Annotated in this window: 24 protein-coding genes; all 24 read right to left on the minus strand. The window is 60.9% G+C overall.

The genetic code is table 11. From position 1 onward, the window contains the following. Nucleotides 1-2: 2 nt before the first annotated feature. On the minus strand, nt 3-2,339 hold the full coding sequence (locus AAEO81_RS21525) for a chemotaxis protein CheA (RefSeq protein ID WP_341958954.1): 2,337 nt from the start codon (nt 2,337-2,339) through the stop codon (nt 3-5). A gap of 129 nt (nt 2,340-2,468) precedes the next feature. Beyond that, on the minus strand, nt 2,469-3,257 hold the full coding sequence (locus tag AAEO81_RS21530; RefSeq protein WP_166598674.1) for a protein phosphatase CheZ: 789 nt from the start codon (nt 3,255-3,257) through the stop codon (nt 2,469-2,471). A 19-nt stretch (nt 3,258-3,276) separates the two neighbouring features. After that, complete coding sequence (locus tag AAEO81_RS21535) at nt 3,277-3,651, minus strand: chemotaxis response regulator CheY (RefSeq protein WP_175500148.1); 375 nt, start codon at nt 3,649-3,651, stop codon at nt 3,277-3,279. A gap of 272 nt (nt 3,652-3,923) precedes the next feature. Beyond that, entirely contained in the window at nt 3,924-4,664 is a 741-nt protein-coding gene (fliA, locus tag AAEO81_RS21540) for an RNA polymerase sigma factor FliA (RefSeq protein ID WP_081568863.1), read from the minus strand. Further along, complete coding sequence (gene fleN, locus AAEO81_RS21545; RefSeq protein ID WP_166598675.1) at nt 4,661-5,494, minus strand: flagellar synthesis regulator FleN; 834 nt, start codon at nt 5,492-5,494, stop codon at nt 4,661-4,663. Before fleN ends, fliA begins: the two co-directional genes overlap by 4 nt. Before the next feature lie 118 nt (nt 5,495-5,612). Further along, nucleotides 5,613-6,968 carry a flagellar biosynthesis protein FlhF gene (gene flhF, locus AAEO81_RS21550; RefSeq protein ID WP_341958956.1) on the minus strand — a complete coding sequence of 452 codons (1,356 nt, stop codon included), beginning with the start codon at nt 6,966-6,968 and terminating at the stop codon, nt 5,613-5,615. A gap of 11 nt (nt 6,969-6,979) precedes the next feature. Then, nucleotides 6,980-9,109: a flagellar biosynthesis protein FlhA gene (gene flhA / locus AAEO81_RS21555; protein ID WP_166598677.1), complete on the minus strand. Its 2,130-nt coding sequence runs from the start codon at nt 9,107-9,109 to the stop codon at nt 6,980-6,982. A gap of 293 nt (nt 9,110-9,402) precedes the next feature. Then, the gene (flhB, locus tag AAEO81_RS21560) at nt 9,403-10,542 is read right to left on the minus strand and encodes a flagellar biosynthesis protein FlhB (RefSeq protein ID WP_341958957.1); all 1,140 of its coding nucleotides are present in this window, start codon (nt 10,540-10,542) and stop codon (nt 9,403-9,405) included. Nucleotide 10,543: 1 nt separating this feature from the next. Further along, nucleotides 10,544-11,329: a flagellar biosynthetic protein FliR gene (gene fliR / locus AAEO81_RS21565; RefSeq protein ID WP_341958958.1), complete on the minus strand. Its 786-nt coding sequence runs from the start codon at nt 11,327-11,329 to the stop codon at nt 10,544-10,546. Nucleotides 11,330-11,336: 7 nt separating this feature from the next. Then, nucleotides 11,337-11,606, minus strand: coding sequence for a flagellar biosynthesis protein FliQ (gene fliQ / locus AAEO81_RS21570; RefSeq protein ID WP_166598680.1), 270 nt, complete (start codon nt 11,604-11,606; stop codon nt 11,337-11,339). A 25-nt stretch (nt 11,607-11,631) separates the two neighbouring features. Then, on the minus strand, nt 11,632-12,375 hold the full coding sequence (gene fliP / locus AAEO81_RS21575) for a flagellar type III secretion system pore protein FliP (RefSeq protein WP_166598681.1): 744 nt from the start codon (nt 12,373-12,375) through the stop codon (nt 11,632-11,634). Then, nucleotides 12,375-12,899 (minus strand): flagellar biosynthetic protein FliO, encoded by a 525-nt coding sequence (gene fliO, locus AAEO81_RS21580; RefSeq protein WP_341964593.1) that lies wholly within the window; start codon nt 12,897-12,899, stop codon nt 12,375-12,377. Before fliO ends, fliP begins: the two co-directional genes overlap by 1 nt. 72 nt (nt 12,900-12,971) lie before the next feature. Further along, a complete protein-coding gene (fliN, locus tag AAEO81_RS21585; protein ID WP_341958959.1) occupies nt 12,972-13,433 on the minus strand; it encodes a flagellar motor switch protein FliN in 462 nt (153 codons plus the stop codon). A gap of 60 nt (nt 13,434-13,493) precedes the next feature. Beyond that, the gene (gene fliM, locus AAEO81_RS21590; protein WP_166598683.1) at nt 13,494-14,462 is read right to left on the minus strand and encodes a flagellar motor switch protein FliM; all 969 of its coding nucleotides are present in this window, start codon (nt 14,460-14,462) and stop codon (nt 13,494-13,496) included. Nucleotides 14,463-14,471: 9 nt separating this feature from the next. Continuing rightward, the gene (fliL, locus tag AAEO81_RS21595; RefSeq protein WP_166598684.1) at nt 14,472-14,975 is read right to left on the minus strand and encodes a flagellar basal body-associated protein FliL; all 504 of its coding nucleotides are present in this window, start codon (nt 14,973-14,975) and stop codon (nt 14,472-14,474) included. A gap of 285 nt (nt 14,976-15,260) precedes the next feature. Then, a complete protein-coding gene (locus tag AAEO81_RS21600; protein ID WP_341958960.1) occupies nt 15,261-16,706 on the minus strand; it encodes a flagellar hook-length control protein FliK in 1,446 nt (481 codons plus the stop codon). A gap of 90 nt (nt 16,707-16,796) precedes the next feature. Continuing rightward, the gene (locus tag AAEO81_RS21605; protein WP_166598686.1) at nt 16,797-17,186 is read right to left on the minus strand and encodes an Hpt domain-containing protein; all 390 of its coding nucleotides are present in this window, start codon (nt 17,184-17,186) and stop codon (nt 16,797-16,799) included. Nucleotides 17,187-17,219: 33 nt separating this feature from the next. Then, on the minus strand, nt 17,220-18,932 hold the full coding sequence (locus AAEO81_RS21610) for a fused response regulator/phosphatase (protein WP_341958961.1): 1,713 nt from the start codon (nt 18,930-18,932) through the stop codon (nt 17,220-17,222). Beyond that, a complete protein-coding gene (locus AAEO81_RS21615; protein WP_166598688.1) occupies nt 18,932-19,234 on the minus strand; it encodes an STAS domain-containing protein in 303 nt (100 codons plus the stop codon). Before AAEO81_RS21615 ends, AAEO81_RS21610 begins: the two co-directional genes overlap by 1 nt. 329 nt (nt 19,235-19,563) lie before the next feature. Further along, the gene (gene fliJ, locus AAEO81_RS21620) at nt 19,564-20,016 is read right to left on the minus strand and encodes a flagellar export protein FliJ (protein ID WP_341958962.1); all 453 of its coding nucleotides are present in this window, start codon (nt 20,014-20,016) and stop codon (nt 19,564-19,566) included. 6 nt (nt 20,017-20,022) lie between these two features. Next, nucleotides 20,023-21,381 carry a flagellar protein export ATPase FliI gene (gene fliI, locus AAEO81_RS21625; RefSeq protein WP_341958963.1) on the minus strand — a complete coding sequence of 453 codons (1,359 nt, stop codon included), beginning with the start codon at nt 21,379-21,381 and terminating at the stop codon, nt 20,023-20,025. Continuing rightward, nucleotides 21,371-22,186, minus strand: coding sequence for a flagellar assembly protein FliH (gene fliH, locus AAEO81_RS21630; protein WP_341958964.1), 816 nt, complete (start codon nt 22,184-22,186; stop codon nt 21,371-21,373). The genes fliI and fliH overlap by 11 nt, the downstream gene beginning before the upstream one ends. A gap of 15 nt (nt 22,187-22,201) precedes the next feature. Next, nucleotides 22,202-23,221, minus strand: a complete 1,020-nt coding sequence (gene fliG / locus AAEO81_RS21635) for a flagellar motor switch protein FliG (protein ID WP_074758780.1) — start codon at nt 23,219-23,221, stop codon at nt 22,202-22,204. Continuing rightward, a complete protein-coding gene (gene fliF / locus AAEO81_RS21640) occupies nt 23,214-24,998 on the minus strand; it encodes a flagellar basal-body MS-ring/collar protein FliF (RefSeq protein ID WP_341958965.1) in 1,785 nt (594 codons plus the stop codon). The genes fliG and fliF overlap by 8 nt, the downstream gene beginning before the upstream one ends. Nucleotides 24,999-25,002 lie beyond the last annotated feature (4 nt).

The following is a 25,002-nucleotide window of genomic DNA, read 5'->3' on the forward strand; positions in this document are numbered from 1 at the left end:
CATCAAATACGCCGCGCGGCGTACCGCTTGAGCATGCTCGGCACATCGAGAATCAGCGCGATGCGGCCGTCACCGGTGATGGTGGCGCCCGACATGCCTGGCGTGCCTTGCAACATCTTGCCCAGCGGTTTGATCACGACTTCTTCCTGACCCACCAGTTGATCGACCACGAAGCCGATGCGTTGGGTGCCGACGGAAAGGATCACCACGTGACCTTCGCGTTGCTCCTCATGCGCGGCCGAGCTGACCAGCCAGCGCTTGAGGTAGAACAGCGGCAGCGCCTTGTCACGCACGATCACCACTTCCTGACCGTCGACCACGTTGGTGGTCGAGAGGTCCAGGTGGAAGATTTCGTTGACGTTGACCAGCGGGAACGCGAACGCCTGGTTGCCCAGCATCACCATCAGGGTCGGCATGATCGCCAAGGTCAACGGGACCTTGATGACGATCTTCGAGCCCTGGCCCTTGGTCGAGTAGATATTGATGGTGCCGTTGAGCTGGGCGATCTTGGTTTTCACCACGTCCATGCCCACGCCACGGCCCGACACGTCGGAAATCTCGGTCTTGGTCGAGAAGCCCGGCGCGAAGATCAGGTTGTAGCAGTCGGTGTCGCTCAGGCGATCCGCGGCATCCTTGTCCATCACCCCACGCTTGACCGCGATGGCGCGTAGCACCGCCGGGTCCATGCCCTTGCCGTCATCGGAAATCGACAACAGGATGTGGTCACCTTCCTGTTCCGCCGAGAGCACCACGCGACCGCCACGGGCCTTGCCCGATGCTTCGCGCTCTTCCGGCGATTCGATACCGTGGTCAACCGCGTTGCGCACCAAGTGGACCAGCGGGTCGGCCAAGGCCTCGACCAGGTTCTTGTCCAGGTCGGTTTCTTCACCCACCAGTTCAAGGTTGATTTCTTTCTTGAGCTGACGGGCCAGATCGCGAACCAGTCGCGGGAAGCGACCGAAGACTTTCTTGATCGGCTGCATCCGCGTCTTCATGACGGCGGTTTGCAGGTCAGCGGTGACCACGTCCAGGTTGGACACGGCCTTGGACATGGCTTCATCGCCGCTGTTGAGGCCCAGGCGCACCAGACGGTTACGCACCAGCACCAACTCGCCGACCATGTTCATGATTTCGTCCAGCCGCGCGGTGTCGACGCGCACGGTGGTTTCGGCTTCGGTCGGGGCCTTGTCGGCGGCTGCCGGTGCAGGTGCCCGGGCCGGTGCCGGTGCTGTCGGGGCCGGTGATGCCGCTGCAGGGGCTGGCGCAGCGGCCGCTTTTGCAGGCGCAGGTGCCGCAGCCGGAGCAGGCGCGGCCGCCGGTTTGGCTGGCTCGGCTTTGGGGGCCTCGGCCTTGGCCGGTTCGGCTTTTTTCACGGGTGCCGTGGCAACGGGCGCGCTCGCGGCAACATCCGCCGAGAAGGTGCCCTTGCCATGCAATTGGTCGAGCAGCGCTTCGAATTCGTGATCGGTGATTTCATCCGACGCCGGGGCGCCGGACTCGGCAGCGGCAGGCGCGGCCGCCACTGGAGCAGGGGCAACGGCTGTCGCTGTGTCGGCGGAAAACGAGCCTTTGCCGTGCAGTTGATCAAGCAACGCTTCGAATTCGTCGTCGGTGATTTCATCGCCGGCAGGCGCGGCAGCCGGCGCAGCAGACGCAGCCGATGCGGCAGCAGGTGCCACGGCATCGACCGCGAACTGGCCTTTGCCATGCAGTTGATCCAGCAGGGATTCAAACTCGGCGTCGGTGATTTCGTCGCTGGCGGCTTCCGTTGCAGGCGCAGCGGGTGCAGGTGCCGGTGGCGCAGACACGGCTGCGCTCGCCGCTTCCGCCTTCACGGCATTCAGCGAGTCCAGCAGTTGTTCGAATTCGTGATCGGTGATGTCTTCGGAAGGCGCTTCGGCCACCTCTTCAACCACCGGCGCAGGGGCAGCGGCGATTTCGTCGGCAGACGCAGGCTCGGCCAGACGCGACAGCGCGGCGAGCAGCTCTGGCGTGGCCGGGGTCACGTCCGAACGCTCACGGACCTGGCCGAACATGCTGTTGACGGTGTCCAGTGCTTCGAGCACGACATCCATGAGTTCCGCGTCGACCCGGCGCTCACCTTTGCGCAGGATGTCGAACACGTTTTCGGCGATGTGGCAGCATTCGACCAGCTCATTGAGCTGGAGGAAGCCTGCGCCCCCTTTTACAGTGTGAAAACCGCGAAAAATTGCATTGAGCAGGTCCGCATCGTCCGGTCGGCTTTCCAGCTCGACCAACTGTTCGGACAACTGCTCCAGAATCTCGCCGGCCTCTACCAGAAAATCCTGAAGGATCTCTTCATCGGCGCCGAAGCTCATTGGGGGTGCTCCTAAAATTAACCGTCAACCGATCCAGGAGCTGCGTCGATGGCCTGCGCGCATTGCCTTCGTCGAGACATTGGCGCGCAAGCCCACAGCCACTTTCACATAGAACCCTGGCTCTGGATTTCAGAAGCCGAGGCTGGATAGCAGATCGTCTACATCATCCTGACCGGATACGACGTCTTCACGTTTATCGGCATGAATCTGCGGACCTTCACCCTTGGAATGAAGTTTTTCCTGTTCTTTTTGCTTACGGAACTCTTCCTGGTCGTGTTCGATCCCGGCGAAGCGATCGACCTGACTGGCCATCAGCACCAACTTGAGCAAATTACTCTCGACTTCGGTCACCAGTGTGGTCACACGCTTGATCACCTGACCGGTCAGGTCCTGATAGTCCTGAGCCAGCAGAATGTCGTTCAGGTGGCTGGCGACCTCGTGGGTCTCCTTCTCGCTGCGGGTCAGAAAACCTTCGACGCGGCGGGCCAGATCACGAAACTCTTCAGCACCGATTTCGCGGCGCATGAAGCGGCCCCAATCGACGCTCAACGCCTTGGCGTCGGCGCTCAGGCCGTTCATCAGCGGTGTGCTCTGCTCCACCAGGTCCATCGTGCGGTTGGCCGCGCCTTCAGTGAGGCGGACAACGTACGACAGACGTTCGGTGGCATCCGTGATCTGCGACACTTCCTCGGCTTGCGGCATGTGCGGGTCAATCTGGAAATTGACGATTGCACTGTGCAGCTCGCGCGTCAGCTTGCCCACTTCCTGATACAGGCCGCGGTCCCGGGTCTGATTAAGCTCATGGATAAGTTGCACGGCGTCGCCGAACTTGCCTTTTTCGAGGCTGGCGACCAGTTCTTGTGCGTGTTTCTTCAGGGTCGACTCGAAGTCACCCATTGTCGAATCTTTGGAATCCATAGCGCCCTCACAGCGGACATCAGGAATTGACGCGCTCGAATATCTTCTCGATTTTTTCTTTGAGCACCTGAGCCGTGAAAGGCTTGACCACGTAACCGTTCACGCCCGCCTGAGCGGCTTCGATGATCTGCTCGCGCTTGGCTTCGGCGGTCACCATCAACACAGGCAGGTGACGCAGACGTTCGTCGGCACGCACCTGACGCAGCAGGTCGATGCCGGACATGCCAGGCATGTTCCAGTCGGTCACCAGAAAGTCAAAAGCACCGCTCTGCAGCATCGGCAATGCGGTGGTACCGTCATCTGCTTCGGCCGTGTTGGTGAACCCAAGGTCACGCAACAGGTTTTTTATGATCCGCCGCATCGTTGAAAAGTCATCAACGATGAGGATTTTCATGTTCTTGTCCAATTCGACCTCCAAGCAGTCTTTAACGCGCCCAGTGCCTGGACGCGCGTTCAATCAATACCGGCAACATCGCTCCACCGGTCACACGAAAACGAGGGGGCCTTTCGAAGAAACACGTGATGAGCGCCACGGAAAAAGTCCGAAGACCTGATCCCAGCGGCTCCTGCCTTGTCCCTTTTGCTTCCCACACAACGCCTTGCACAGCCGGCCTTACCACCCAAAACGCAGGCATCTTTGTGAAAAGACGGGCCCGCGTCAATGCGTCAACGCGCGCGCCATTCTCCCAACCGGCCCCGCAGACGTGCGGCGCACTGGCTATGCAGCTGGCTGACACGGGATTCGCTGACCCCCAAGACCTCCCCGATCTCTTTGAGGTTCAGCTCTTCGTCGTAGTACAACGCCAGCACCAGGCGCTCACGCTCGGGCAGGTTGGCGATGGCGTCCGCCAGCGCGCTCTGGAAACGTTCATCTTCCAGATCCCGCGACGGTTCGAGCGACTGGCTCGCGCCGTCCTCGTGCAACCCTTCATGCTCGCCGTCCTGCAACAGGTCGTCGAAGCTGAACAAGCGGCTGCCCAAGGTATCGTTCAGAATCCCGTAGTAATCGTCGAGACTCAATTGAAGTTCGGCCGCAACCTCGTGATCTTTAGCGTCGCGACCGGTTTTCGCTTCAATTGCACGAATCGCGTCACTGACCATGCGCGTATTGCGGTGGACCGAGCGTGGCGCCCAGTCCCCCTTGCGCACTTCATCGAGCATCGCGCCGCGAATACGAATGCCGGCGTACGTCTCGAAACTCGCACCCTTGGTGGAATCGTATTTGGTCGACACTTCGAGCAGGCCGATCATGCCGGCCTGGATCAGATCCTCGACCTGCACGCTGGCCGGCAGACGCGCCAGCAAGTGGTAGGCGATGCGCTTGACCAAAGGGGCATAGCGCTCGATCAGCTCATACTGAGAATCTTTGGACGATTTGCTGTACATGCGATAGCCACTTGCAGTCATGACACAGGCCCTGCACTGGTCTGATGAACCAGGCGCTCAACGAAAAATTCAAGGTGGCCTCGCGGGTTCGCCGGCAATGGCCAGGTATCGACCTTCTGCGCGATGGCCTTGAACGCCAGCGCGCATTTGGAACGTGGAAACGCTTCGTACACCGCACGCTGCTTCTGCACGGCCTTGCGCACGCATTCGTCGTACGGCACGGCGCCGACGTATTGCAGGGCCACGTCGAGGAAGCGGTCGGTGACCTTGGTCAGCTTGGCGAACAGGTTGCGGCCTTCCTGAGGGCTCTGCGCCATGTTAGCCAGCACGCGGAAACGGTTCATGCCGTAGTCGCGGTTCAGCAGTTTGATCAGCGCGTAGGCGTCGGTGATCGAGGTCGGTTCATCGCAGACCACCAACAGCACTTCCTGCGCGGCGCGCACGAAGCTGACCACCGATTCGCCGATCCCGGCAGCGGTGTCGATCACCAGCACGTCCAGGTTGTCGCCGATGTCGCTGAACGCCTGAATCAGACCCGCGTGTTGCGCAGGGCTCAGGTGAACCATGGTCTGGGTGCCCGACGCCGCAGGCACGATGCGCACACCGCCCGGGCCCTGCAACAGAACATCGCGCAGCTCGCAGCGTCCTTCAATGACGTCCGCCAAGGTGCGTTTAGGGGTCAGTCCCAACAATACGTCAACGTTGGCGAGACCCAGATCGGCGTCCAGCAACATGACGCGACGTCCCAGCTCAGCCAGGGCCAGCGAGAGGTTCACTGACACGTTGGTCTTGCCGACGCCACCTTTGCCACCGGTCACCGCGATAACCTGTACGGGATGCATGCTGCCCATGTTAATTTTTTACCTTGTCTTGCTTAGACCAAAGCCACATTTCGGGCTGCACGTTCACTGCGTGAACAATGCTTGGCAGACCATCGATGCAGGTATATTCCACTGTCATTTTCCTTACCTAGCCCGCGCGCTTGCCGGGGCTGTGATAAAGATCCGCAAACATATCCGCCATCGCTTCCTCGCTAGGCTCCTCCTGCATCTGAACGCTGACAGCCCTGCTGACCAACTGATGCCGACGTGGCAGATGCAGATCATCCGGAATGCGCGGGCCATCGGTGAGATAGGCCACGGGCAATTCATGTGTCACCGCCAGGCTCAGCACTTCGCCGAGGCTGGCGGTTTCGTCGAGCTTGGTCAGGATGCACCCGGCCAAACCGCAACGCTTATAACTGTGGTACGCCGCCGTCAGCACCTGCTTCTGGCTGGTGGTGGCGAGCACCAGGTAATTGCGCGCCTTGATCCCGCGACCGGCCAGACTCTCCAGTTGCAGGCGCAGGGCCGGATCACTGGCTTGCAGGCCGGCGGTGTCAATCAACACCACACGCTTGCGCAGCAACGGCTCCAGCGCCTGAGCCAGCGATTGACCGGGGTCAACGTGGGTCACCGGCACATTCAGGATGCGGCCCAGCGTCTTGAGCTGTTCCTGCGCCCCGATGCGGAAGCTGTCCATGCTCACCAGCGCGATGTTTTGTGCGCCGTACTTCAACACGTAACGCGCCGCCAGCTTGGCCAGCGTTGTGGTCTTGCCCATGCCTGCCGGGCCGACCATCGCAATCACACCGCCCTCTTCCAGCGGCTCGACATCCGGGGTGACGATCATGCGCGCCAGGTGCGCCAGCAACATGCGCCAGGCGTGGGGCTGATCGTCGGTGTCCGGCACCATCGCCAGCAGGTCACGGGACAGAGGCCCCGACAGACCGACGCGTTGCAGACGGCGCCACAGGTTCGCCTGTTGCGGGCGGCTGCCTTGCAGTTGGTTCCAGGCCAGCGAACCCAGCTGGACTTCCAGCAGTTCACGCAGGCCATTCAATTCAGAGCGCATCGAGTCGTACGCACGCTGGCTGATGCCCGGCTCGACCGATTGACGCTCGGCGCGTTCAGCACGATCAGCCGCAATGGCCGCGTGGATCGACGGGCGAAAGGGTTCGTCCAGCGTCGGTTCGATCTGTTTGCTGTCGTCCATGGCCACGCCGGTGAACAGCTGGCGATTGGCGACGGTGTCCAGTTCGCTGCGATGGGTCAGCTCGGCCTGAGCGGTTACGATGCGCGATTGGGTCTTGCGCAGTTCGTCTTCCAGCTCGATGTTCGGCACGCGCGGGGCCAGCGCAGACAATTTGTAGTCCAGTGCGGCAGTCAGTTCCACACCGCCCGCGATCCGCCGATTCCCGATGATGGCGGCTTCAGCGCCCAGCTCATCGCGAACCAGTTTCATGGCTTGTCGCATATCGGCGGCGAAAAAACGCTTAACTTGCATGACTCACTACCTCAGCCGTTCGGCCCGACAGTCGCTACGATGGTGACTTGCTTATTGTCAGGAATTTCCTGATACGCCAAAACATGCATGTTCGGGACGGCCAGGCGTCCAAAGCGGGACAACATGGCGCGAACCGGACCTGCGACCAACAAAATAACCGGCTGACCCTGCATCTCCTGACGCTGCGCCGCTTCGATCAACGAGCGCTGAAGTTTCTCAGCCATGCTCGGTTCGAGGAGAACGCCTTCTTCCTGACCCTGTCCTGCCTTCTGCAGACTATTGAGCAATATCTGTTCCAACCTTGGCTCAAGCGTGATAACAGGCAGCTCCGGCTCAATGCCGACAATGCTTTGCACGATGGCGCGGGACAATCCGACCCGTACGGCCGCCACCAATGCGGCGGTATCTTGACTCCGCGCAGCGTTGTTGGCGATGGCCTCGGCAATGCTGCGAATATCGCGTACCGGGACCTGTTCCGCCAGCAGCGCTTGCAACACCTTGAGCAGCGCCGACAACGACAGCACGCCAGGTACCAACTCTTCAGCCAGTTTGGGCGAGCTTTTAGCCAGCAACGTCATCAGTTGCTGAACTTCCTCGTGCCCGATCAGCTCATGAGAGTGTTTGTAGAGAATCTGGTTCAAGTGGGTTGCCACTACGGTGCTGGCGTCGACCACGGTGTAGCCGAGAGACTGCGCCTGGGCGCGCTGGGAAATCTCGATCCAGACCGCTTCGAGCCCGAACGCCGGGTCTTTGGCAGTGATGCCGTTGAGGCTGCCAAACACCTGACCGGGGTTGATCGCCAACTCGCGGTCCGGGTAAATCTCGGCCTCGGCGAGGGTCACGCCCATCAGCGTCAGGCGGTAGGCACTCGGCGCCAGGTCGAGGTTGTCGCGAATGTGAACGGTCGGCATCAGGAAGCCCAGCTCCTGCGACAGCTTCTTGCGCACGCCCTTGATCCGCGCCAGCAGTTGACCACCCTGATTGCGGTCCACCAGTGGAATCAGGCGATAGCCCACTTCCAGGCCGATCATGTCGATCGGCGTCACGTCGTCCCAGCCCAGCTCTTTTGACTCTTGGGCGCGATTCGGCGCAGGCAGCAAGTCCTGCTGGCGCTTGACTTCTTGAATCGCAGCCAGCTTGACCATGTTCTGTTTCTTCCACAGCAGGTAAGCGCCACCCGCCGCCGCCAGCCCGAGGCTGATGAACGAGAAGTGCGGCATGCCGGGCACCAGACCCATGACGATCATGATGCCAGCGGATACGGCCAGTGCCTGGTGCGAAGCGAACATCTGGCGCTTGACCAGCTTGCCCATTTCTTCCGAACCGGAAGCACGGGTCACCATGATCGCAGCGGCGGTGGACAGCAGCAGGGACGGCAATTGCGCCACCAAACCGTCACCGATGGTCAACAGCGCGTAGACCTTGCCCGCGTCAGCAAAGCTCATGCTGTGCTGGATGATGCCCACCAGCATGCCGCCGATGAGGTTGATGAACAGAATCAACAGACCGGCGATGGCGTCACCGCGAACGAATTTACTGGCACCGTCCATGGAACCGTAGAACTCAGCCTCTTGGGCGACTTCCAGACGACGGCGTTTGGCTTCGGGCTGATCGATCAGACCGGCGTTGAGGTCGGCGTCGATGGCCATCTGTTTGCCGGGCATCGCGTCGAGGGTGAAGCGCGCGCTCACCTCGGAGATACGACCGGCACCTTTGGTCACGACCACGAAGTTGATGATCATGAGGATCGCGAACACCACGATACCGACGACGTAGTTACCGCCGATCACCACTTCACCGAACGCCTGGATCACCTTACCGGCGGCGGCATGACCGTCCTGCCCGTGAAGCATGACCACTCGGGTGGACGCGACGTTGAGCGCCAGCCGGAGCAAGGTGGCGACGAGCAGAATGGTGGGGAATACCGAGAAGTCGAGCGGACGCAGTGCGTAGACGCAGACCAGCAGTACAACGATGGACAGCGCAATGTTGAACGTGAAAAACACGTCCAGCAGGAACGGCGGCATGGGCAACATCATCATTGCCAACATGACCAGCAGCAAGAACGGCACGCCCAACTGACCACGACCCAGACCGGCCAGGCCAACGCGAGCGTTAGAGATTAACTGTGAGCGATCCACCGATTCCGTACCTGCGCGTTGATCAAAACTTTGACGCCAGAGGCGTTGTAACAGGGTTATTGCAAAAACCTGTCCAACTTGTGGGATGGGTGAAAAATGCCAGAGTGCCATCACGTAGAAATGTGGAGACGTTGGCATTTTTTTGGGAGTGGCCAGGGGTCGGTGGAGAGCGGGTTTGTGCGGTTTGAGACGCTAACGACTCGGTCCATCTGGCACGGGCACGTTTAAGCCAATGTAGGAGTGAGCTTGCTCGCGATAAGGCCCGAAGGGCATCCGTGTAGCAATCGAGAGCCTTACGAATCCCTTCTCAAATCCGGCGGAATCGGCAAGTTGTCATTCAGCGGATCAGGCCGCTTGCCGCGTCCCGCCTGGAACTGGCGGATCTGGTACACGTACGCCAGCACCTGCGCCACGGCCAGGTACAGCCCTGCCGGAATCTCCTGTTCCAGCTCCGTGCTGTAATAAATCGAACGCGCCAGCCCTGGCGACTCCAACAGCAGAATCTGATGCTGCGCCGCAATCTCGCGGATTTTCAACGCCATGAAATCCGTGCCCTTGGCCAACAGTACTGGCGCCCCGCCCTTGTCGGCGTCGTACTTCAGCGCGACGGCGTAGTGCGTCGGGTTGGTGATGATGACATCCGCCTCGGGCACCGCTGCCATCATCCGCCGCTGCGACATCTCGCGCTGCAACTGACGAATACGACCCTTGACCTCGGGCCGACCCTCATTGTCCTTGTGCTCGTCGCGCACTTCCTGCTTGGTCATCAACAGCTTCTGACGCGCCTGATACAACTGCACCGGAACGTCGATCGCCGCGATGATCAACAGCCCCATCGCCATCCACAATGTGCTCCAGCCCACCAGTTGCAGGCTGTGCACAACCGCCATCTCCATGGGTTCGTGAGCAATGGCAAGCAGGTCTTTTTTGTCCTTGGACAGCACCACCACCGCCACCGTCAGGACGATCAAGAACTTGCCAAACGACTTGAGCAATTCGATCAGCGCCTGAGGCGACACCATGCGCTTCAATCCGGCGAGCGGGTTCAAGCGGCTGAATTTGGGCGATAGCGAATCCGGCGCGAACAACCAGCCGCCCAGCGAAATCGGGCCGATCAGCGAAGCGATCATCAACGAGACCAACAGCGGTGTCACCGATGCCAGGGCGGCCTTGCCGGACACCATCAACATCAGGCTCATGCTGCGCTCTTCCATCAACGCCTCGCGGGTGATGGTGAAGTTGTCGCGCATCAAGTGCATCATCATCTCGGCCATGGACCCGCCGAACGCCAGCAGGCCCGCCGCGCCGACGACCATCACGATGACCGTGTTCAGGTCTTTGGAGCGGGCAATCTCGCCCTTCTCCCTGGCGTCACGTCTGCGCTTGTCCGTGGGGTCTTCTGTCTTGTCCTGACCGCTTTCGCTTTCTGCCATGTCAGTGCGCCTTGACCATGTCCCTGAGTACCTGCAAGGCTTCGACCGCCAGCGGCTGGTACTGATTGAGGATGTCGCCGAGTGAGACCCACAGAATCCCCATGCCCAGCACCAGCGTCAACGGAAAACCGATGGTGAAGATGTTCAACTGCGGCGCGGCGCGGGTCATGACACCCATGGCGACGTTGAGCACCAGCAGCGCCGTGATCGCGGGCAGCACCAGCACCAGCGCAGCACCGAAAACCCAGCCCAGCCGCACCACCAATGCCCAGAAGTCCGACGGCATCAGCCCCTGCCCTACCGGCAACGTCGTGAAGCTTTCAACCAGCACCTCGAAGACCACCAGATGGCCATTGGTGGCGAGAAACAGCAGCGTGAGGAGCATGGTGAAAAATTGCCCGATGATCGCGCTCGACACCCCGTTGATGGGGTCGATCATTGACGCGAAGCTCATGCCCATCTGAGTCGCCACGATTTGCCCGGCGATCACGAACGCCTGAAAAAACAACTGTAACGACAACCCAAATGCTGCGCCGATGATGATCTGCTGAGCCACCAGCAACAGTGCACTGAGGTCCAGAGCGTGAACTTCGGGCATGGGCGGAAGGCTCGGGGCGATGACCACCGTGATGGCCAACCCGAAATACATGCGAATGCGTCGGGGCACCAGGGTCGTGCCGATGATCGGCATGGTCATCAGCACGGTCACGATCCGGAACAGCGGCAGCACGAACGCCGCCACCCAGCTGCTGATCTGCGTGTCGGTCAGCGCCAGTACAGGCTCCATGCGCCGGTCAGCCGATGACTTGAGGAATGCTGGTGTACAGCGAAATGATGTATTCCATGAAGGTGCGCACCATCCACGGCCCGATCACGATCAGGGTGACCAGCATCACCAGCAGACGTGGCAGAAAGCTCAAGGTCTGTTCGTTGATCTGCGTGGCGGCCTGAAACATCGACACCAGCAGCCCCACCACCAGGCTCGGGACAACGAGAATCGCCACCATGGTGACGATCAACCAGAGGGCTTCGCGAAAAATATCGAGGGCGACTTCCGGGGTCATGCCAGGCACTCCGTATCAAACAGGGTCATACGCCACCAAAACTGCCGGCCAGCGTGCCAATGATCAACGCCCAGCCATCCACCAGCACGAACAGCATGATTTTGAACGGCAGGGAAATGATCAGCGGAGACAGCATCATCATCCCCATCGCCATCAGCACGCTGGCGATCACCAGGTCGATGATCAGGAATGGAATGAAGATCATGAAGCCGATCTGAAACGCGGTTTTCAGCTCCGACGTCACGAACGCCGGAACGATGATCGTCAGCGGCGCAGCGTCGGGGGTCGGGATGTCGGTGCGCTTGGACAGGCGCATGAACAGCTCCATGTCGCTGGAACGGGTCTGCGCGAGCATGAAGTTCTTGATGGGCACCTCAGCCTTGGCGACTGCGTCCTGGGCCGTGATCTTCTCGGCCAGATACGGCTGCAAGGCGTCATTGTTCACGCGGTCGAACACCGGGGCCATGATGAACAGCGTCAAAAACAAGGCCATGCCTGTGAGGATCTGGTTCGACGGTGTCTGCTGCAAGCCCAGCGCCTGACGCACGATCGAGAACACGATGATGATCCGGGTAAAGCTGGTCATCAGCATGACGAACGCCGGAATGAAGCTCAGCGCCGTCATGATCAGCAGGATCTGCAGGCTGACCGAGTATTCCTGCTGACCGTTGGCGCCGGTGCCCAGCGTGATCGCCGGAATCGACAACGGGTCGGCGGCGAACGCCATCGGGGCTGCCAGCAGCAACAGCAGCGTCAAAACGATACGCATCAGTTCTTGTCCTTCTGACCCGGATTGCCAAGGCCGTCATTGCCCGCGCGGCCTTTGTCGCCCCGGGAGGCACCCATGCCCTTATTGCCCAAGGCTTCCAGCAGGCGCCTGGCGAATTCAGGTGTCGTGTTTTGCGTGTCCGGCACGACCACAGGCTCATTCATCACATGCAGCGCCGTGATACTGCCGGGGGAGACACCGAGCAACACTTGCTCGTTGCCGATCCGCACCAGCACCAGCCGGTCACGAGGCCCCAGCGCGCGGGAACCGACCAGCTCGATCACCTGATTACCGGCAGGGCCTGCACGCTGCACTCGACGCATCAGCCAGGCCAGCACGAAGATCAGGCCGACCACCAGCAACAGGCCCAACACCAGTTGGGTCAATTGCCCGGCGACACCACTGCCCAGCGCGCTGGACACTTGCGGAGCGGCCGCTGGTGCAACCGTTGAGGCCACGGTAGCCGCAGCGGGGGCAACAGCCGGGCTGGCATTCGCGACCGGCGCCGCCGGGTCGGCGGCCATGACGAGCCAGGACGTGGTCAGCAGCGCCAGCCCCGACAGGGCCTTGAGCCCCTTCACACAGAAACCGCCCACTTAACGCAGCTTCTTGATGCGTTCGCTCGGGCTGATCACGTCGGTCAGGCGGATGCCGAACTTCTCGTTCACCACCACCACCTCACCGTGGGCGATCAGCGTGCCGTTGACCAGCACGTCCAGTGGCTCACCCGCCAGACGATCCAGCTCGATCACCGAACCCTGGTTCAGTTGCAGCAGGTTGCGGATGTTGATATCGGTGCTGCCCACTTCCATGGAAATGGACACGGGAATGTCGAGAATCACATCCAGGTTCGGACCGTCCAGCGACACTGGGCCGTTGTTCTTCGGCATGCTGCCGAACTCTTCCATCGCCAGACGATTGGTCGAATTACCGGCGTCGGCGGCCAACAGCGCGTCGATGTCAGCCTGACCGCCCTCGCCCGCTTCACCCAGGGCCGCAGCCCACTCGTCGGCCAGGGCCTGGTCGTCTGTGGAGTTCATTTCGTTTTCATCAGCCATGGTGATCCTCGACAAGCATTATTCGTTTACACAGCACATTTTGAAGCTGACGGCAAAGCGTCAGCGGCGTTCGACCGGCTCGACCACTTGCAGGGCCAGATTGCCCTTGTGCGAACCCAGCTTGACCTTGAACGACGGTACGCCGTTGGCCCGCATCACCAGATGATCGTTCAGCTCTACCGGAATTACGTCACCCGGTTGCATGTGCAGGATGTCCCGCAGTTTGAGCTGCCGACGGGCCACCGTGGCGCTCAACGGCACCGACACGTCCATCACGTCCTGTTTGAGCGCGTTGACCCAGCGTTCGTCCTGATCGTCCAGGTCGGACTGGAAACCGGCGTCGAGCATTTCACGCACAGGCTCGATCATCGAGTACGGCATGGTCACGTGCAGGTCGCCGCCACCGCCGTCGAGTTCGATATGGAACGTCGAGACCACAATGGCTTCACTCGGGCCGACGATGTTGGCCATGGCCGGGTTCACTTCCGAGTTGATGTACTCGAAATTGACTTCCATGATCGCCTGCCAGGCTTCTTTCAGGTCGATGAACGCCTGATCCAGCACGATCCGCACCACGCGCAGCTCGGTCGGGGTGAATTCCCGGCCTTCGATCTTGGCGTGACGACCGTCGCCACCGAAGAAGTTGTCCACCAGCTTGAACACCAGCTTGGCGTCCAGGATGAACAGCGCGGTGCCACGCAACGGCTTGATCTTGACCAGGTTCAGACTGGTCGGCACGTACAGCGAGTGCACGTATTCGCCGAACTTCATCACCTGCACGCCACCCACCGCCACGTCCGCAGAACGGCGCAGCAGGTTGAACATGCTGATACGGGTGTAACGGGCGAAACGCTCGTTGATCATTTCCAGGGTCGGCATGCGTCCGCGGACGATGCGGTCCTGGCTGGTCAGGTCATAACTTTTGACGCTGCCCGGTTCGATAACGCTTTCGGTCTGCACCAGACCATCGTCCACGCCGTGCAACAGCGCGTCGATTTCATCCTGGGACAGCAGGTCTTGCACGGCCATGTCGTGGTCCTACTGCAGTACGTAGTTAGTGAAAAGAACCTGTTCGATGACGCTTTTGTTCAGCTCTTTCTGTCCGACTTCCTGCACCACCGCGGCAGCCTTCTGACGCAGCATTTCCATGCCGACAGGGGTCGCGATGGTGTCGAACGGCTGACCGGAGAACATCATCACCAGGTTATTGCGGATGACCGGCATGTGCACCTTCAGCGCTTCCAGGTCCGCGTGATCACGGGCCAGGAGGGTAATGCTGACCTGCATGTAGCGCTGACGGCCGTTGACGTTGTAGTTGACGACAAAAGGCGGCGTCAGCGGTTCGAAGATCGCCTCTTTCTTGGCGTTGGCCGCCTCGGCGACAGCGGCTGGATCAGGCTTGCTTTCGGCCTTGTGCATGATGAACCAGGTCGCGCCGACCGACAGACCAATGGCCAGCAACAAGCCCACCACCACCAGAATGATGACCTTCAACTTGCCTTTCTTCGCCGGGTCTTTAACTGCGTCGTCGCTCTTCGCCATGCCAATAATCCGTCACTATCCAAGGGGTTCGGTGTTGCGTGACAGAGGGAGAGCAAGGTGTGTGCCAGAACGGCAGCGGCGAGCTTTGAGCTGCAAGCTTCGAGGAAAAGCAGAGAAGCAGTTTTGAGTAGTGAGCTTCAAGCTACGAGAAAAAGCAAAGCGGTGAGGCGGGAGAAACCGGGGTCTCTCTCGCACTCACCGCTTTTGATGTTGCTGTTACTTGCCGCTTGTAGCTCGCCATTCACAGCTGCTTTTCAGCGCCGCTGCCTGAAACGCCCGGGCGTTTTAGACGTAGTAGTCGACGGCGCTGGACCCCACGACCGTCAACGGCGCGTTGGCCGCTGCGGAGGCTGCGTCAACCGGGGCGCCGTCGGCGATGAGGTCGCTGTCGCTGGCACCGCCGACGCCGCGCGAACCGTTACCCCGCCGGCCGTCGCCGGACTGTTGCTGCTGAGCCTGCTGCTGCCAGCCTTGGGACTGGTCAGATACGTTGACGTTGACCTGCCCCATGCCCTGTTGAACGAACGACTCACGCAGACGGCCCATCTGGCTTTCCAGCGCTTCACGGACACCGACGTGGGCGCTCATGAAGGTGACTTGGGTCTGCTGGTCTGCCGCCATATTGACGCGGATGTCCAGACGGCCCAATTCAGCCGGTTGCAACTGAATGTCGGCCTGTTTCAGGTTCTGACTGGACAGGTACATCACGCGGTTGACCACGCCTTCGGTCCAGCCGCTCTGGTTCATGGCCAAGGGCTGGTTGATCAGCGGCGCGGGCGCTGGCGTGCTGGTCCTCACTTGTGCAGCCTGGGACAACGCGGCCAGACGCTCGGCAAAGTTATCGACGCGGGTGTCGCTGGTGGCGGTCTTGACGTCTTTCAGGCCATCGGCGAGCAAGCCGCTGAACGCCTTGTCACCCCCGCCTTCAGTGGCGTCTTTGTCCGCCGCCTTGTCGCCCAGCGCCGCCAGCGTGCCTGCCAACATCTGGGCAGGGTCGGCATTCGTGTCCTGCCTGGCGTCGGTTTTGCTCGCGTCGTTGCTGTGACCGTTCAATTGGGCGGTCTGTTGGGTCTTGTTCTGCAGCGCGACTTGCACGGCCGTCAGACCTTCAAGCGGGTCGGCCGACGGATCGAATTGATCGTCAGTGGCCGTCGTCGGCGCCTGAGCAACAGGCGGCGCAACCACCGGAGCCGCAGTGGCTGCCAGCAACGCAGGGTCAACCACAGGCTGCACGTCTACCACCGGCGCAGGGACCGGCGTCTGAGGCGCGACGACCAACAGCGAAGGATCAACGACCGGAGTCGCTACCGACCCATCCGCCACAGCGGTCGCGTCGGCCGCATTGGCCGCTTCGGTGGTGTCATCTTCGCTGTCGTCGTCATCATCGTCATCGTTGTCGCTACTGCTGCCCTTGCCGTCGTCGCTGTCCTTGGCGTGAACGGATTTGGCAGGCAAGGCATTGCCGTTTTCGGCAACCGTCTTGTCGGAAGCGGCAGACGTTTGCTTGTCGTCGTGCTTATTGTCGACCGCCGAAGTCTTGGCGCTGGCCGGCTTCGACGGACTGTCGTCGACGGAGTTCGACTTCGGCGCAGACTGCTTGGCGAACACACTGGAAAAGCTGGAAGCCTTGTCCTTGACGGGGTCGGGGGCCTTCGCCGACGAGGCGGCGCTGGCTTTCTGGGCTTTGGCAGCCGTCAGAGCCGTCAGTAGGGGGTTGTTGGCGAGGGCCATGTTGATCTCCGCAAGGACACGATTACCCAGAGACCTAGCAAATGGCGGGCCACATCTGTATCAACTCGGTTTTCCAGTGGTCGCGACGTGTCAGTGTCGAGTCAGCGTGGTCTGTAATTCAACGTCGAAGAGGTCTCGTACCACGTTGAATTCCAGATGAATGGCCCGGACCAGCTCCGAAATCCGCGCGCCGCTGACAGCGCTTTGATCCCGGACGAGCTCTTCGAGCTGGTGGCACAATTCCGCCAGATGCGAGGCACCCATGTTGCCGCTGCTGCCTTTGAAGCTGTGGGCCATCGAGCGCAGGGTTTGCAGTTGAGTGGGTGACGCCGGGGAGAAATCGGGGTGGTGAATCAGACCGTTCAGATCCGTGACACGGGCCTCCGAGTCCTTGATGAAGATGTGCAGCAATGCCGGGTATTCAGTTTCCATGACATCGCGCAACGTACTGAGTACGGTCAAATCCACATGAGTGTTCAATGCTTGCTCGCTCCTTGATCAAGATGCGCAGGATTATGCCAGACCCTCCCACGCAAACTCCACAGACGCCGTGCGCCCATCCTCCGACCAGCGACACCGGTCGCTGAGTTGACGCACCAGGCTCAGACCTCGCCCGGACAATTGATCGACCGCAGGCGGCAATGCCAGCACATGCTCGGCATCGAAACCGTGGCCACTGTCGTGCACCTCGACGGTCAGGCGTCCACCCTGCCCCATCGGGATTACCTGGAAATTAAAGCGGATGAACCCGTCTTCCAGGTTATCCAGCCGCTCACCTCGCTGCTGATAGTACAGCGCAAAGCCTTCGGCGTTTTGCTTGAGCGCCGAATCCAGCCCCAGCACCCCGTGTTCCAGGGCATTGCTGTACAGCTCAGCCAGCACGATATACAGCTCGCTGCTCTGCTGGCGCAGGCCATGGACCTCCTGCAACAGCTGCAAGAGGTAGGGCAACGGATTGAAGCGTTTGAGCGTCGAGGCGCGGAATTCGAAACTCGCGGACCAGTCGAGCGGGCTGGAATCGCCGCTGTCGGTATAGATCACCGACGGCGGGCCGAGGGATTCCGGCTCGGTGAAGCCCACTTCCAGCATGCTGACGTCATCGCGCACCTGCCCGCGAAACCGCGCCAACGCCCATTGCACTTCTTCGATCAGCATCGCCGGGTTGCGGTTGGTCACGAACACGTTCTGCAAACGCCGGGCGCCGAACATCTCGCCTGTTTCGTCAGTGCTGTCCACCACGCCGTCGGAGAGCAGAAATACCCGATCCCCCGGACCAAAGGGATAGACCTGAGTGTTGTCATCGAACGTGCCAGCGCTCAACACCCCCAGCGGCAAGTGGGCCGACACCAGCGGCGTGTGCGGGCGGCCGTCGCCATGCAGGAGGTAACCGTCCGGCAAACCACCATTCCACACCTCGACAAGGTGCTGCTTGAAGTTGACGCACAGCAGCGCGGCGCAGCAGAACATGTCCACGGGCAGGATACGCTTGAGCTTGGCGTTCATCTCGCGCAGGGTTTCCGGCAGACCGTACCCCTTGGCCGTCATGCCATAGAACACCTCCGCCAGCGGCATCGCGCCCACGGCGGCAGGCAGGCCATGGCCGGTGAAATCGCCAAGCAGCACATGCATGTTGCCGGACGGCGCCCAGGCCGCCAGCAGCAAATCGCCGTTGAACAGCGCGTAAGGCGATTGCAGGTAGCGGATGTTCGGCGCGCTCAGGCAACCGGAGTGAGCGATCTGATCGAACACCGCCTTGGCGACGCGCTGTTCGTTGAGCAGGTACTTGTGGTGCCGGGCAATCAGGTCGCGCTGTTGCAGGACCGTTTCCTGCAACAGGCGCAGGCGATTCATCGCGTTGATCTTCGCCGCCAGCACCACCTGGTTGTAGGGCTTGGCAACGAAGTCATCGCCGCCCGCATCGAGACAGCGAGCCAGGCCTTCGCCTTCGGTCATGGAGGTGAGGAAGATGATCGGCACCAGCGATTCGCCCGCCAGTTCCTTGATCCGACGAGCAGCCTCGAAACCGTCCATCACGGGCATCAGGGCGTCCATCAGGATCAGTTGCGGGCGGCGCTGTTCGAACAGCGCCACAGCTTCGGCCCCATCGCACGCGCTCAGCGCCTCATGGCCCTGGCGGCTGATGATCGCCGAGAGCAGCATGCGGTCGCTGGCATTGTCATCGGCGATGAGGATCGTCAGGCGCTCGGGTGGCGCGGAACCCACCATCAGCCGATGCGGAAGAGTTTGGAGAAGTTGGAGATGGCGAGGATTTTCTGAACGTCGTTGCTGCAGTTTTCCAGCCGCACATCGGAGCGATCGCCACCGGCGTGGTCGCGCAACAACAGCAACATGCCCAATGCCGAGCTGTCGAGGTAGTTGGTTTCCTTGAGGTCGACCACGTACCGTTTGGCCTTGTTTTCCTTTTCATAGGCACCGCGGAAGTCCTGGTGCGTCGAGAAGTCAAAGCGTCCCTTGATCTTGATGGTCAGTTGCTGCTCGTCTGCAGAACGATCGGAAGTTACTGACATGACAAATCCCTTATGTGAAACGGTGTCAGACGGGTGAAGTTTTAGCATTGGTTTTGCGGCGCGGCAAATGGAGTTTGTTGTGGGTTCTGCCTGGGGGCAGAAGATTTCGCCTCCGGCGAGTTACTTGGAAAAGCACCCCAAGTAACCAAGGGTGCCTGCTCCTGGTTTGGCCCTGACTGCGTCAGGGCCAAACCAGGAGCAAAGCGTTTTTGGTTACTTTTGGCTGGGCCGGCATTCCGGGCGCTCTTGCCAAAAGTGACCCGCCGTAAGGGTGGAACCATAAGCCGCCGTTACCGCAGCAACGGATATACACGCGAAACTAAAAGCCCCTAAAACTGCTGATCAACCCTCGGCAACCGCTGCGACAACTCATCCAGCAGTTTCTGCTCGCGCTTATCTTCCAGCGCTCTCGCCTCGTCGATGTACCGCTGCACCAGCTTGCGCAACCCCTCGACCCGGGCATACGCCTTCTGCCATTCACCCCGGGCTTTATTCAGGTTGTTCTGGTGCCAGTTCAGACTCTGCCGCTGCTGACTCACCGCCGTCTCAAGCTGGTTGAGAAAGCGCTGGTAGTTCATCAGCCACTGTCCGGACACGCCATTGGCGCCTTTGTCGATCCATTGCTGTTGATAGTCGGAGCGAAACTTCTCCAACTCGCCGAGTTTGCTCTCGGCCAGCCGAACCTGTCCTTGAAAATGCCCCAGACGCTGAACGGCGGTCTTTTCGGCCTTTTCGGCCATGTCCACCACCGGCGCCAGTCGGGCGGCGCGACTCTGGGCCATGGGCTATCAGCCCCCGGCCTGAGGATTGAAGATCCTCGCCAGCTGCGCTTCGCTGCTCTCCATGCTCTCGTTGTCGTGCAGCCCTTGACGCAGATAACGCACCAGTTGCGGCTGCAGATTGATCGCCGTGTCCGTCTCGCGATCCCCCCCGGCGACATAGGCACCGACGCTGATCAAGTCACGGCTCTGCTGGTAGCGCGACCACAATTGCTTGAAGTATTGGGCCTGAACCATGTGCTCGGGCGAGACCACGGATGGCATGACCCGGCTGATGGACGCTTCGATGTCGATGGCCGGGTAATGACCCTCTTCCGCCAGGCGCCGCGACAGCACGATGTGGCCGTCCAGCACGCCCCGCGCCGAGTCGGCAATCGGGTCCTGTTGGTCGTCGCCTTCGGACAAAACGGTGTAGAACGCGGTGATCGAACCGCCGCCCTTCTCCGCGTTACCGGCACGCTCCACCAGTTTCGGCAGTTTGGCGAACACTGACGGCGGATAGCCTTTGGTTGCGGGCGGTTCGCCGATGGCCAGGGCGATTTCCCGCTGGGCCTGGGCGAAACGGGTCAGGGAGTCCATCAGCAACAGGACGTTCTTGCCCTTGTCGCGGAAATATTCGGCGATCCGCGTGCAATACATCGCCGCGCGCAGACGCATCAGGGGCGCGTCGTCTGCAGGGGATGCGACGACTACAGAACGCTTGAGGCCTTCTTCACCGAGGATGTGTTCGATGAACTCCTTCACCTCACGGCCCCGCTCACCGATCAGCCCGACGACAATGATGTCGGCCTCGGTGAAGCGGGTCATCATCCCCAGCAGCACGGATTTACCCACGCCGGTCCCGGCGAACAGGCCCAGACGCTGGCCGCGACCCACCGTCAACAAACCGTTGATGCTGCGAATGCCGACGTCCAGCGGCTGGCTGATGGGGTCGCGTTTGAGCGGGTTGATGGTCGGGCCGTCCAGCGGCACCCAGTCTTCGGCCTTCATGCCGCCCTTGCCGTCCAGCGGACGACCGGCGCCATCGAGCACGCGACCGAGCATGGTCATGCCCATCGGCAAACGCCCGGTGTCAGGCAGCGGCACCACGCGCGCGCCCGGCGCAATGCCAGCGACGCTGCCCACGGGCATGAGGAAAACCTTGCCACCGGCAAAGCCCATGACTTCCGCTTCGACTTCCACCGGTTGATGGCTGTCGTCGTTGATCACCACGCAACGGCTGCCCATCGCCGCACGCAGACCCTCCGCTTCAAGCGTCAGGCCCACCATGCGCAGCAGGCGGCCTTCGACCACGGGCTGAACGGGCAAGCTGATGGCGTCAGGGTAGGCGCTCAGGCGTTTGCCGAAGCTGGTGCGCTCAAGACGCATCGGACGCGTCCGCGTTTTTCTGCATCAGGTCTTCGGCACTTTTGATCGCGGCTTCCAGATCGACACTTACGTCCGGCACCGTCGGGTGCAGGGCTTGTTCGTGCAGCTGGTCGAACATCTTGGCGATCGCCACGCTCAAGCGTGTCTCGATGGTCGCGTCGATGCGGCTGTGTTCGGTTTCGACCCGGCACCCGCCCGGCTGCAAGGTGTCGTCTTCGAGGATGCGCCAGTTTTCTTCATGACGCTCACGCAGCGCCTTGACCTGGGCGAAGTCCTGGGAGTTGACCAGAATGCGCACGTTGGTGGCGCCCATGGGCAGTAGCCGCAGGGCGTCCTGAAGCACTTTGCCGATCTGGCTGGAATCGGTTTTCAGCTCGCGCTGAATGACCTGCCGAGCGAGGTGTTCGACCAACTGGATCATGGATTTTTCGATCTGCGCATCCTGCTCGGCGATGGGCTCCAACAAGTGCGTCATCAGGGTTTCGAGGCTTTCCAACTTGGCCGCCAAAGCCACTTCGGCCTCCTGGCGAACCTTGAGCTGGGTGCTGTGGAAACCCTCTTTCTCGCCGATGGCGAAACCTTCGTTGTAGGCGTCCTGACGGATGCTTTCCAGCTCTTCGAGGGTCAGTGGCTGGACTTCCTCCAGCGGCACTTCTTCGCTTTCCTGAGGCTCCGGCTCAACCACCGGTTCCGGCTCGGGCTCTTCCACATGAGGATCGAAGCTGGGCAATGTCCAGACATCGATCCCACGCAGATCCTTGGCGCGGATAAGCTCGCTGGGTGCTTCTTTATCGGAGCTGAACATCGACTGCACCTACTGTTAAATCATTTCCTCGCCACCTTTGCCGCCGAGAACGATCTCCCCGGCCTCCGCCATACGACGGGCAATGGTGAGGATTTCTTTCTGTGCCGCTTCCACGTCGCTGACACGAACCGGGCCTTTGGCTTCCAGGTCGTCGCGCAACAGCTCGGCAGCACGTTTGGACATGTTCTTGAAAATCTTTTCTTTGATGGCGTCGTCCGAACCCTTGAGGGCCAGCACCAGCACATCGGAAGAGACTTCGCGCAACAGGGCTTGAATGCCACGGTCGTCGACGTCGGACAGGTTGTTGAAGACGAACATGAGGTCTTCGATCTGCGTCGACAGGTCTTCGTCCACTTCGCGGATGGAATCCATGAGCTGGCCTTCGATCGAGCTGTCGAGGAAGTTCATGATGTCCGCTGCACGCTTGATACCGCCCAAGGTGGTACGCGATGTGTTGGCGTTGCCCGAGAACTGCTTCTCAAGAATCTGGTTCAGCTCTTTCAGGGCCGCCGGCTGTACGGTGTTCAACGACGAAACGCGCAGGATGATGTCCAGACGCACCTTGTGGTCGAAATGGCTCAGCACTTCACCGGCCTGGTCGGCGTCGAGGTACGCGACGACGATCGCCTGAATCTGCGGGTGCTCGTAGCGAATGACGTCCGCAACGGCGCGCGGCTCCATCCACTTCAGGCTGTCCAGGCCGCTGGTGTTGCCGCCCAGCAGGATGCGGTCGATCAGGCCGTTGGCCTTGTCTTCGCCCAGTGCCTGCGTCAGCATCTTGCGAATGTAGCCGTCGGACCCGATGCCCACGCCGGTCTGGTCGCCGATGACGTCGACGAACTCGCTCATCACCTGCTCGACCTGCTCGCGGTGCACGTTGCGCATCTGCGCCATGGCCACGCCCACACGCTGAACCTCTTTAGGGCCCATGTGGCGCAACACCTGAGCGGCGTCCGTCTCACCGAGGGTGAGGAGCAGGATCGCAGCCTTATCGACACGGGTCATTTTGACCGCAGCAGCACGACTATCACTCATCTGTGTTAATCCACTCTTTTACGACCTGAGCCACACGAGCCGGGTCTTCAGCCACCAGGCTCTTGATTGCGTTGAGCTGCGCGTCATAACCCTCGGTCGGGCTCGGCAACAGAATACTTTGCGGACCACCCAGGCTCACGCGGTCATTGGCCAGCTCGCCATCCATGCCAATCCCCGCGACGCCGCCGCCCAGTTCGGCATCGCCTGCGTACTTGCTCTTCGGGTTAGTGATGTTGTTCAGCACCGGACGCAGCACGCCGAACACCAGCACCAGGATGAAGATCACGCCCATCGCCTGTTTGACGATGTCCCAGAACCAGGGCTGCTGATAGAAGGCGATGTCAGGAATCACTTCGCCACGGTCGGTGGAGAACGGCACGTTGATCACGCTCACGCTGTCGCCACGGGCTGCGTCAAAGCCGACGGCGTCCTGCACCAGACGGGTGAAGCGCGCCAATTGATCGGCGGTCCACGGCACCATGGTGGTTTCGCCGTTGGCCGGGTTGAGCTTGACCTGATCGTCCACCACGACAGCGACAGAGAGGCGATTGATCTTGCCCTGCTGTTGCTTGGTGTGGCTGATGGAGCGGTCCAGCTCGAAGTTCTTGGTCGATTGATTACGTTTGTCGGCCGGGTACGGCGCGAGCATCGGCTGACCGGTGGCTGGGTCCATGATCTGTTGACCATTGGCGTCCAGCAACGGCTGGCCCGGGGCGATCGGACCGGCAGCGCCTGCGGCACCGGCGGTGGCGTTCTGTGGCGCAGTGGCCGGGCCCGGTGGCTGGTTGCTCAAGGCACCCGGCACGCCTTGCGGACCGCTGCCGCTGGAGCGTTGTTCGGTGGTGGTCTGCTCGCTGCGCAATGCAGGCTGATCAGGGTTGAAGCTCTCGGCGGTGGACTCGACCGCGCTGAAATCAACGTCGGCCGACACTTCTGCCTTGTAGCGGTCATTGCCCAGCACTGGCTGCAGGATGTTCTGGACACGCTGAGTCAGCATGGTTTCCATGCGACGGGTGTAGTCGAATTGCTTGCCCGCCATGGTCAATTCCGAGTTCTCACCCAGGTCCGACAGCAGGTTGCCTTTCTGGTCGACGACGGTGACCTGTGACTTGGTCAGCTCGGGAACGCTGGTCGCCACCAGATTGACGATGGCAGCCACTTGGCCCGGTTCGAGGCTGCGGCCAGCGTACATTTCAACCAGCACCGAAGCGGTCGGCTTGCGGTCGTCACGGACGAACACCGAGCTTTTCGGAATCGCCAGGTGAACGCGAGCAGCCTTGATGTTGTTCAGGCTAGAAATAGTGCGCGCCAGTTCGCCTTCCAGGCCACGACGATAACGGGTGGCTTCCATGAACTGGCTGGTGCCGAGGCCCTGATCCTTGTCGAGGATTTCGAAGCCGACGTTGCCATCGGTCTGCGCGATACCGGCACCGGCCAGCTTGATGCGGGCACGGGACAGGTCGTCGGACTTGACCAGCAAGGCACCGGAGTTCGGCTCAACGGTGTACGGAATGTCAGCCTGGGCCAACGTGTCCATCACCTGCTTGGTGTCCATGCCCGACAGACTGCCGTAAAGCGGCTTGTAGTCTGGCTGTTGCGACCAAAGCACGACGGCAAAACCAATCGCCACGCTGGCGGCCAGACCGACCATGAGGCCGACCTGACGCAGCATGGTCATCTCGGAAAGATTTTGCAGGAACGCCAGCCCGAACACCGGGGGCTTGCTTCCTGTCGCACCCGCTTTTGCAGGTACGTTATCGGCGACGGCTTCAGCCATGACT

It is taken from the genome of Pseudomonas sp. RC10 (genome assembly GCF_038397775.1).
Lineage (GTDB): Bacteria > Pseudomonadota > Gammaproteobacteria > Pseudomonadales > Pseudomonadaceae > Aquipseudomonas > Aquipseudomonas bambusae.

What these genes read in the sequence shown, in the direction of transcription:
- AAEO81_RS21525 (WP_341958954.1), bottom strand. Translation starts at nt 2,339, where the DNA reads ATGAGCTTCGGCGCCGATGAAGAGATCCTTCAGGATTTTCTGGTAGAG.
- AAEO81_RS21530 (WP_166598674.1), bottom strand. Translation starts at nt 3,257, where the DNA reads ATGGATTCCAAAGATTCGACAATGGGTGACTTCGAGTCGACCCTGAAG.
- AAEO81_RS21535 (WP_175500148.1), bottom strand. Translation starts at nt 3,651, where the DNA reads ATGAAAATCCTCATCGTTGATGACTTTTCAACGATGCGGCGGATCATA.
- fliA (WP_081568863.1), bottom strand. Translation starts at nt 4,664, where the DNA reads ATGACTGCAAGTGGCTATCGCATGTACAGCAAATCGTCCAAAGATTCT.
- fleN (WP_166598675.1), bottom strand. Translation starts at nt 5,494, where the DNA reads ATGGGCAGCATGCATCCCGTACAGGTTATCGCGGTGACCGGTGGCAAA.
- flhF (WP_341958956.1), bottom strand. Translation starts at nt 6,968, where the DNA reads ATGCAAGTTAAGCGTTTTTTCGCCGCCGATATGCGACAAGCCATGAAA.
- flhB (WP_341958957.1), bottom strand. Translation starts at nt 10,542, where the DNA reads ATGGCAGAAAGCGAAAGCGGTCAGGACAAGACAGAAGACCCCACGGAC.
- fliR (WP_341958958.1), bottom strand. Translation starts at nt 11,329, where the DNA reads ATGGAGCCTGTACTGGCGCTGACCGACACGCAGATCAGCAGCTGGGTG.
- fliQ (WP_166598680.1), bottom strand. Translation starts at nt 11,606, where the DNA reads ATGACCCCGGAAGTCGCCCTCGATATTTTTCGCGAAGCCCTCTGGTTG.
- fliP (WP_166598681.1), bottom strand. Translation starts at nt 12,375, where the DNA reads ATGCGTATCGTTTTGACGCTGCTGTTGCTGCTGGCAGCCCCGATGGCG.
- fliO (WP_341964593.1), bottom strand. Translation starts at nt 12,899, where the DNA reads ATGGCCGCCGACCCGGCGGCGCCGGTCGCGAATGCCAGCCCGGCTGTT.
- fliN (WP_341958959.1), bottom strand. Translation starts at nt 13,433, where the DNA reads ATGGCTGATGAAAACGAAATGAACTCCACAGACGACCAGGCCCTGGCC.
- fliM (WP_166598683.1), bottom strand. Translation starts at nt 14,462, where the DNA reads ATGGCCGTGCAAGACCTGCTGTCCCAGGATGAAATCGACGCGCTGTTG.
- fliL (WP_166598684.1), bottom strand. Translation starts at nt 14,975, where the DNA reads ATGGCGAAGAGCGACGACGCAGTTAAAGACCCGGCGAAGAAAGGCAAG.
- AAEO81_RS21600 (WP_341958960.1), bottom strand. Translation starts at nt 16,706, where the DNA reads ATGGCCCTCGCCAACAACCCCCTACTGACGGCTCTGACGGCTGCCAAA.
- AAEO81_RS21610 (WP_341958961.1), bottom strand. Translation starts at nt 18,932, where the DNA reads ATGGTGGGTTCCGCGCCACCCGAGCGCCTGACGATCCTCATCGCCGAT.
- AAEO81_RS21615 (WP_166598688.1), bottom strand. Translation starts at nt 19,234, where the DNA reads ATGTCAGTAACTTCCGATCGTTCTGCAGACGAGCAGCAACTGACCATC.
- fliJ (WP_341958962.1), bottom strand. Translation starts at nt 20,016, where the DNA reads ATGGCCCAGAGTCGCGCCGCCCGACTGGCGCCGGTGGTGGACATGGCC.
- fliI (WP_341958963.1), bottom strand. Translation starts at nt 21,381, where the DNA reads ATGCGTCTTGAGCGCACCAGCTTCGGCAAACGCCTGAGCGCCTACCCT.
- fliH (WP_341958964.1), bottom strand. Translation starts at nt 22,186, where the DNA reads ATGTTCAGCTCCGATAAAGAAGCACCCAGCGAGCTTATCCGCGCCAAG.
- fliG (WP_074758780.1), bottom strand. Translation starts at nt 23,221, where the DNA reads ATGAGTGATAGTCGTGCTGCTGCGGTCAAAATGACCCGTGTCGATAAG.
- fliF (WP_341958965.1), bottom strand. Translation starts at nt 24,998, where the DNA reads ATGGCTGAAGCCGTCGCCGATAACGTACCTGCAAAAGCGGGTGCGACA.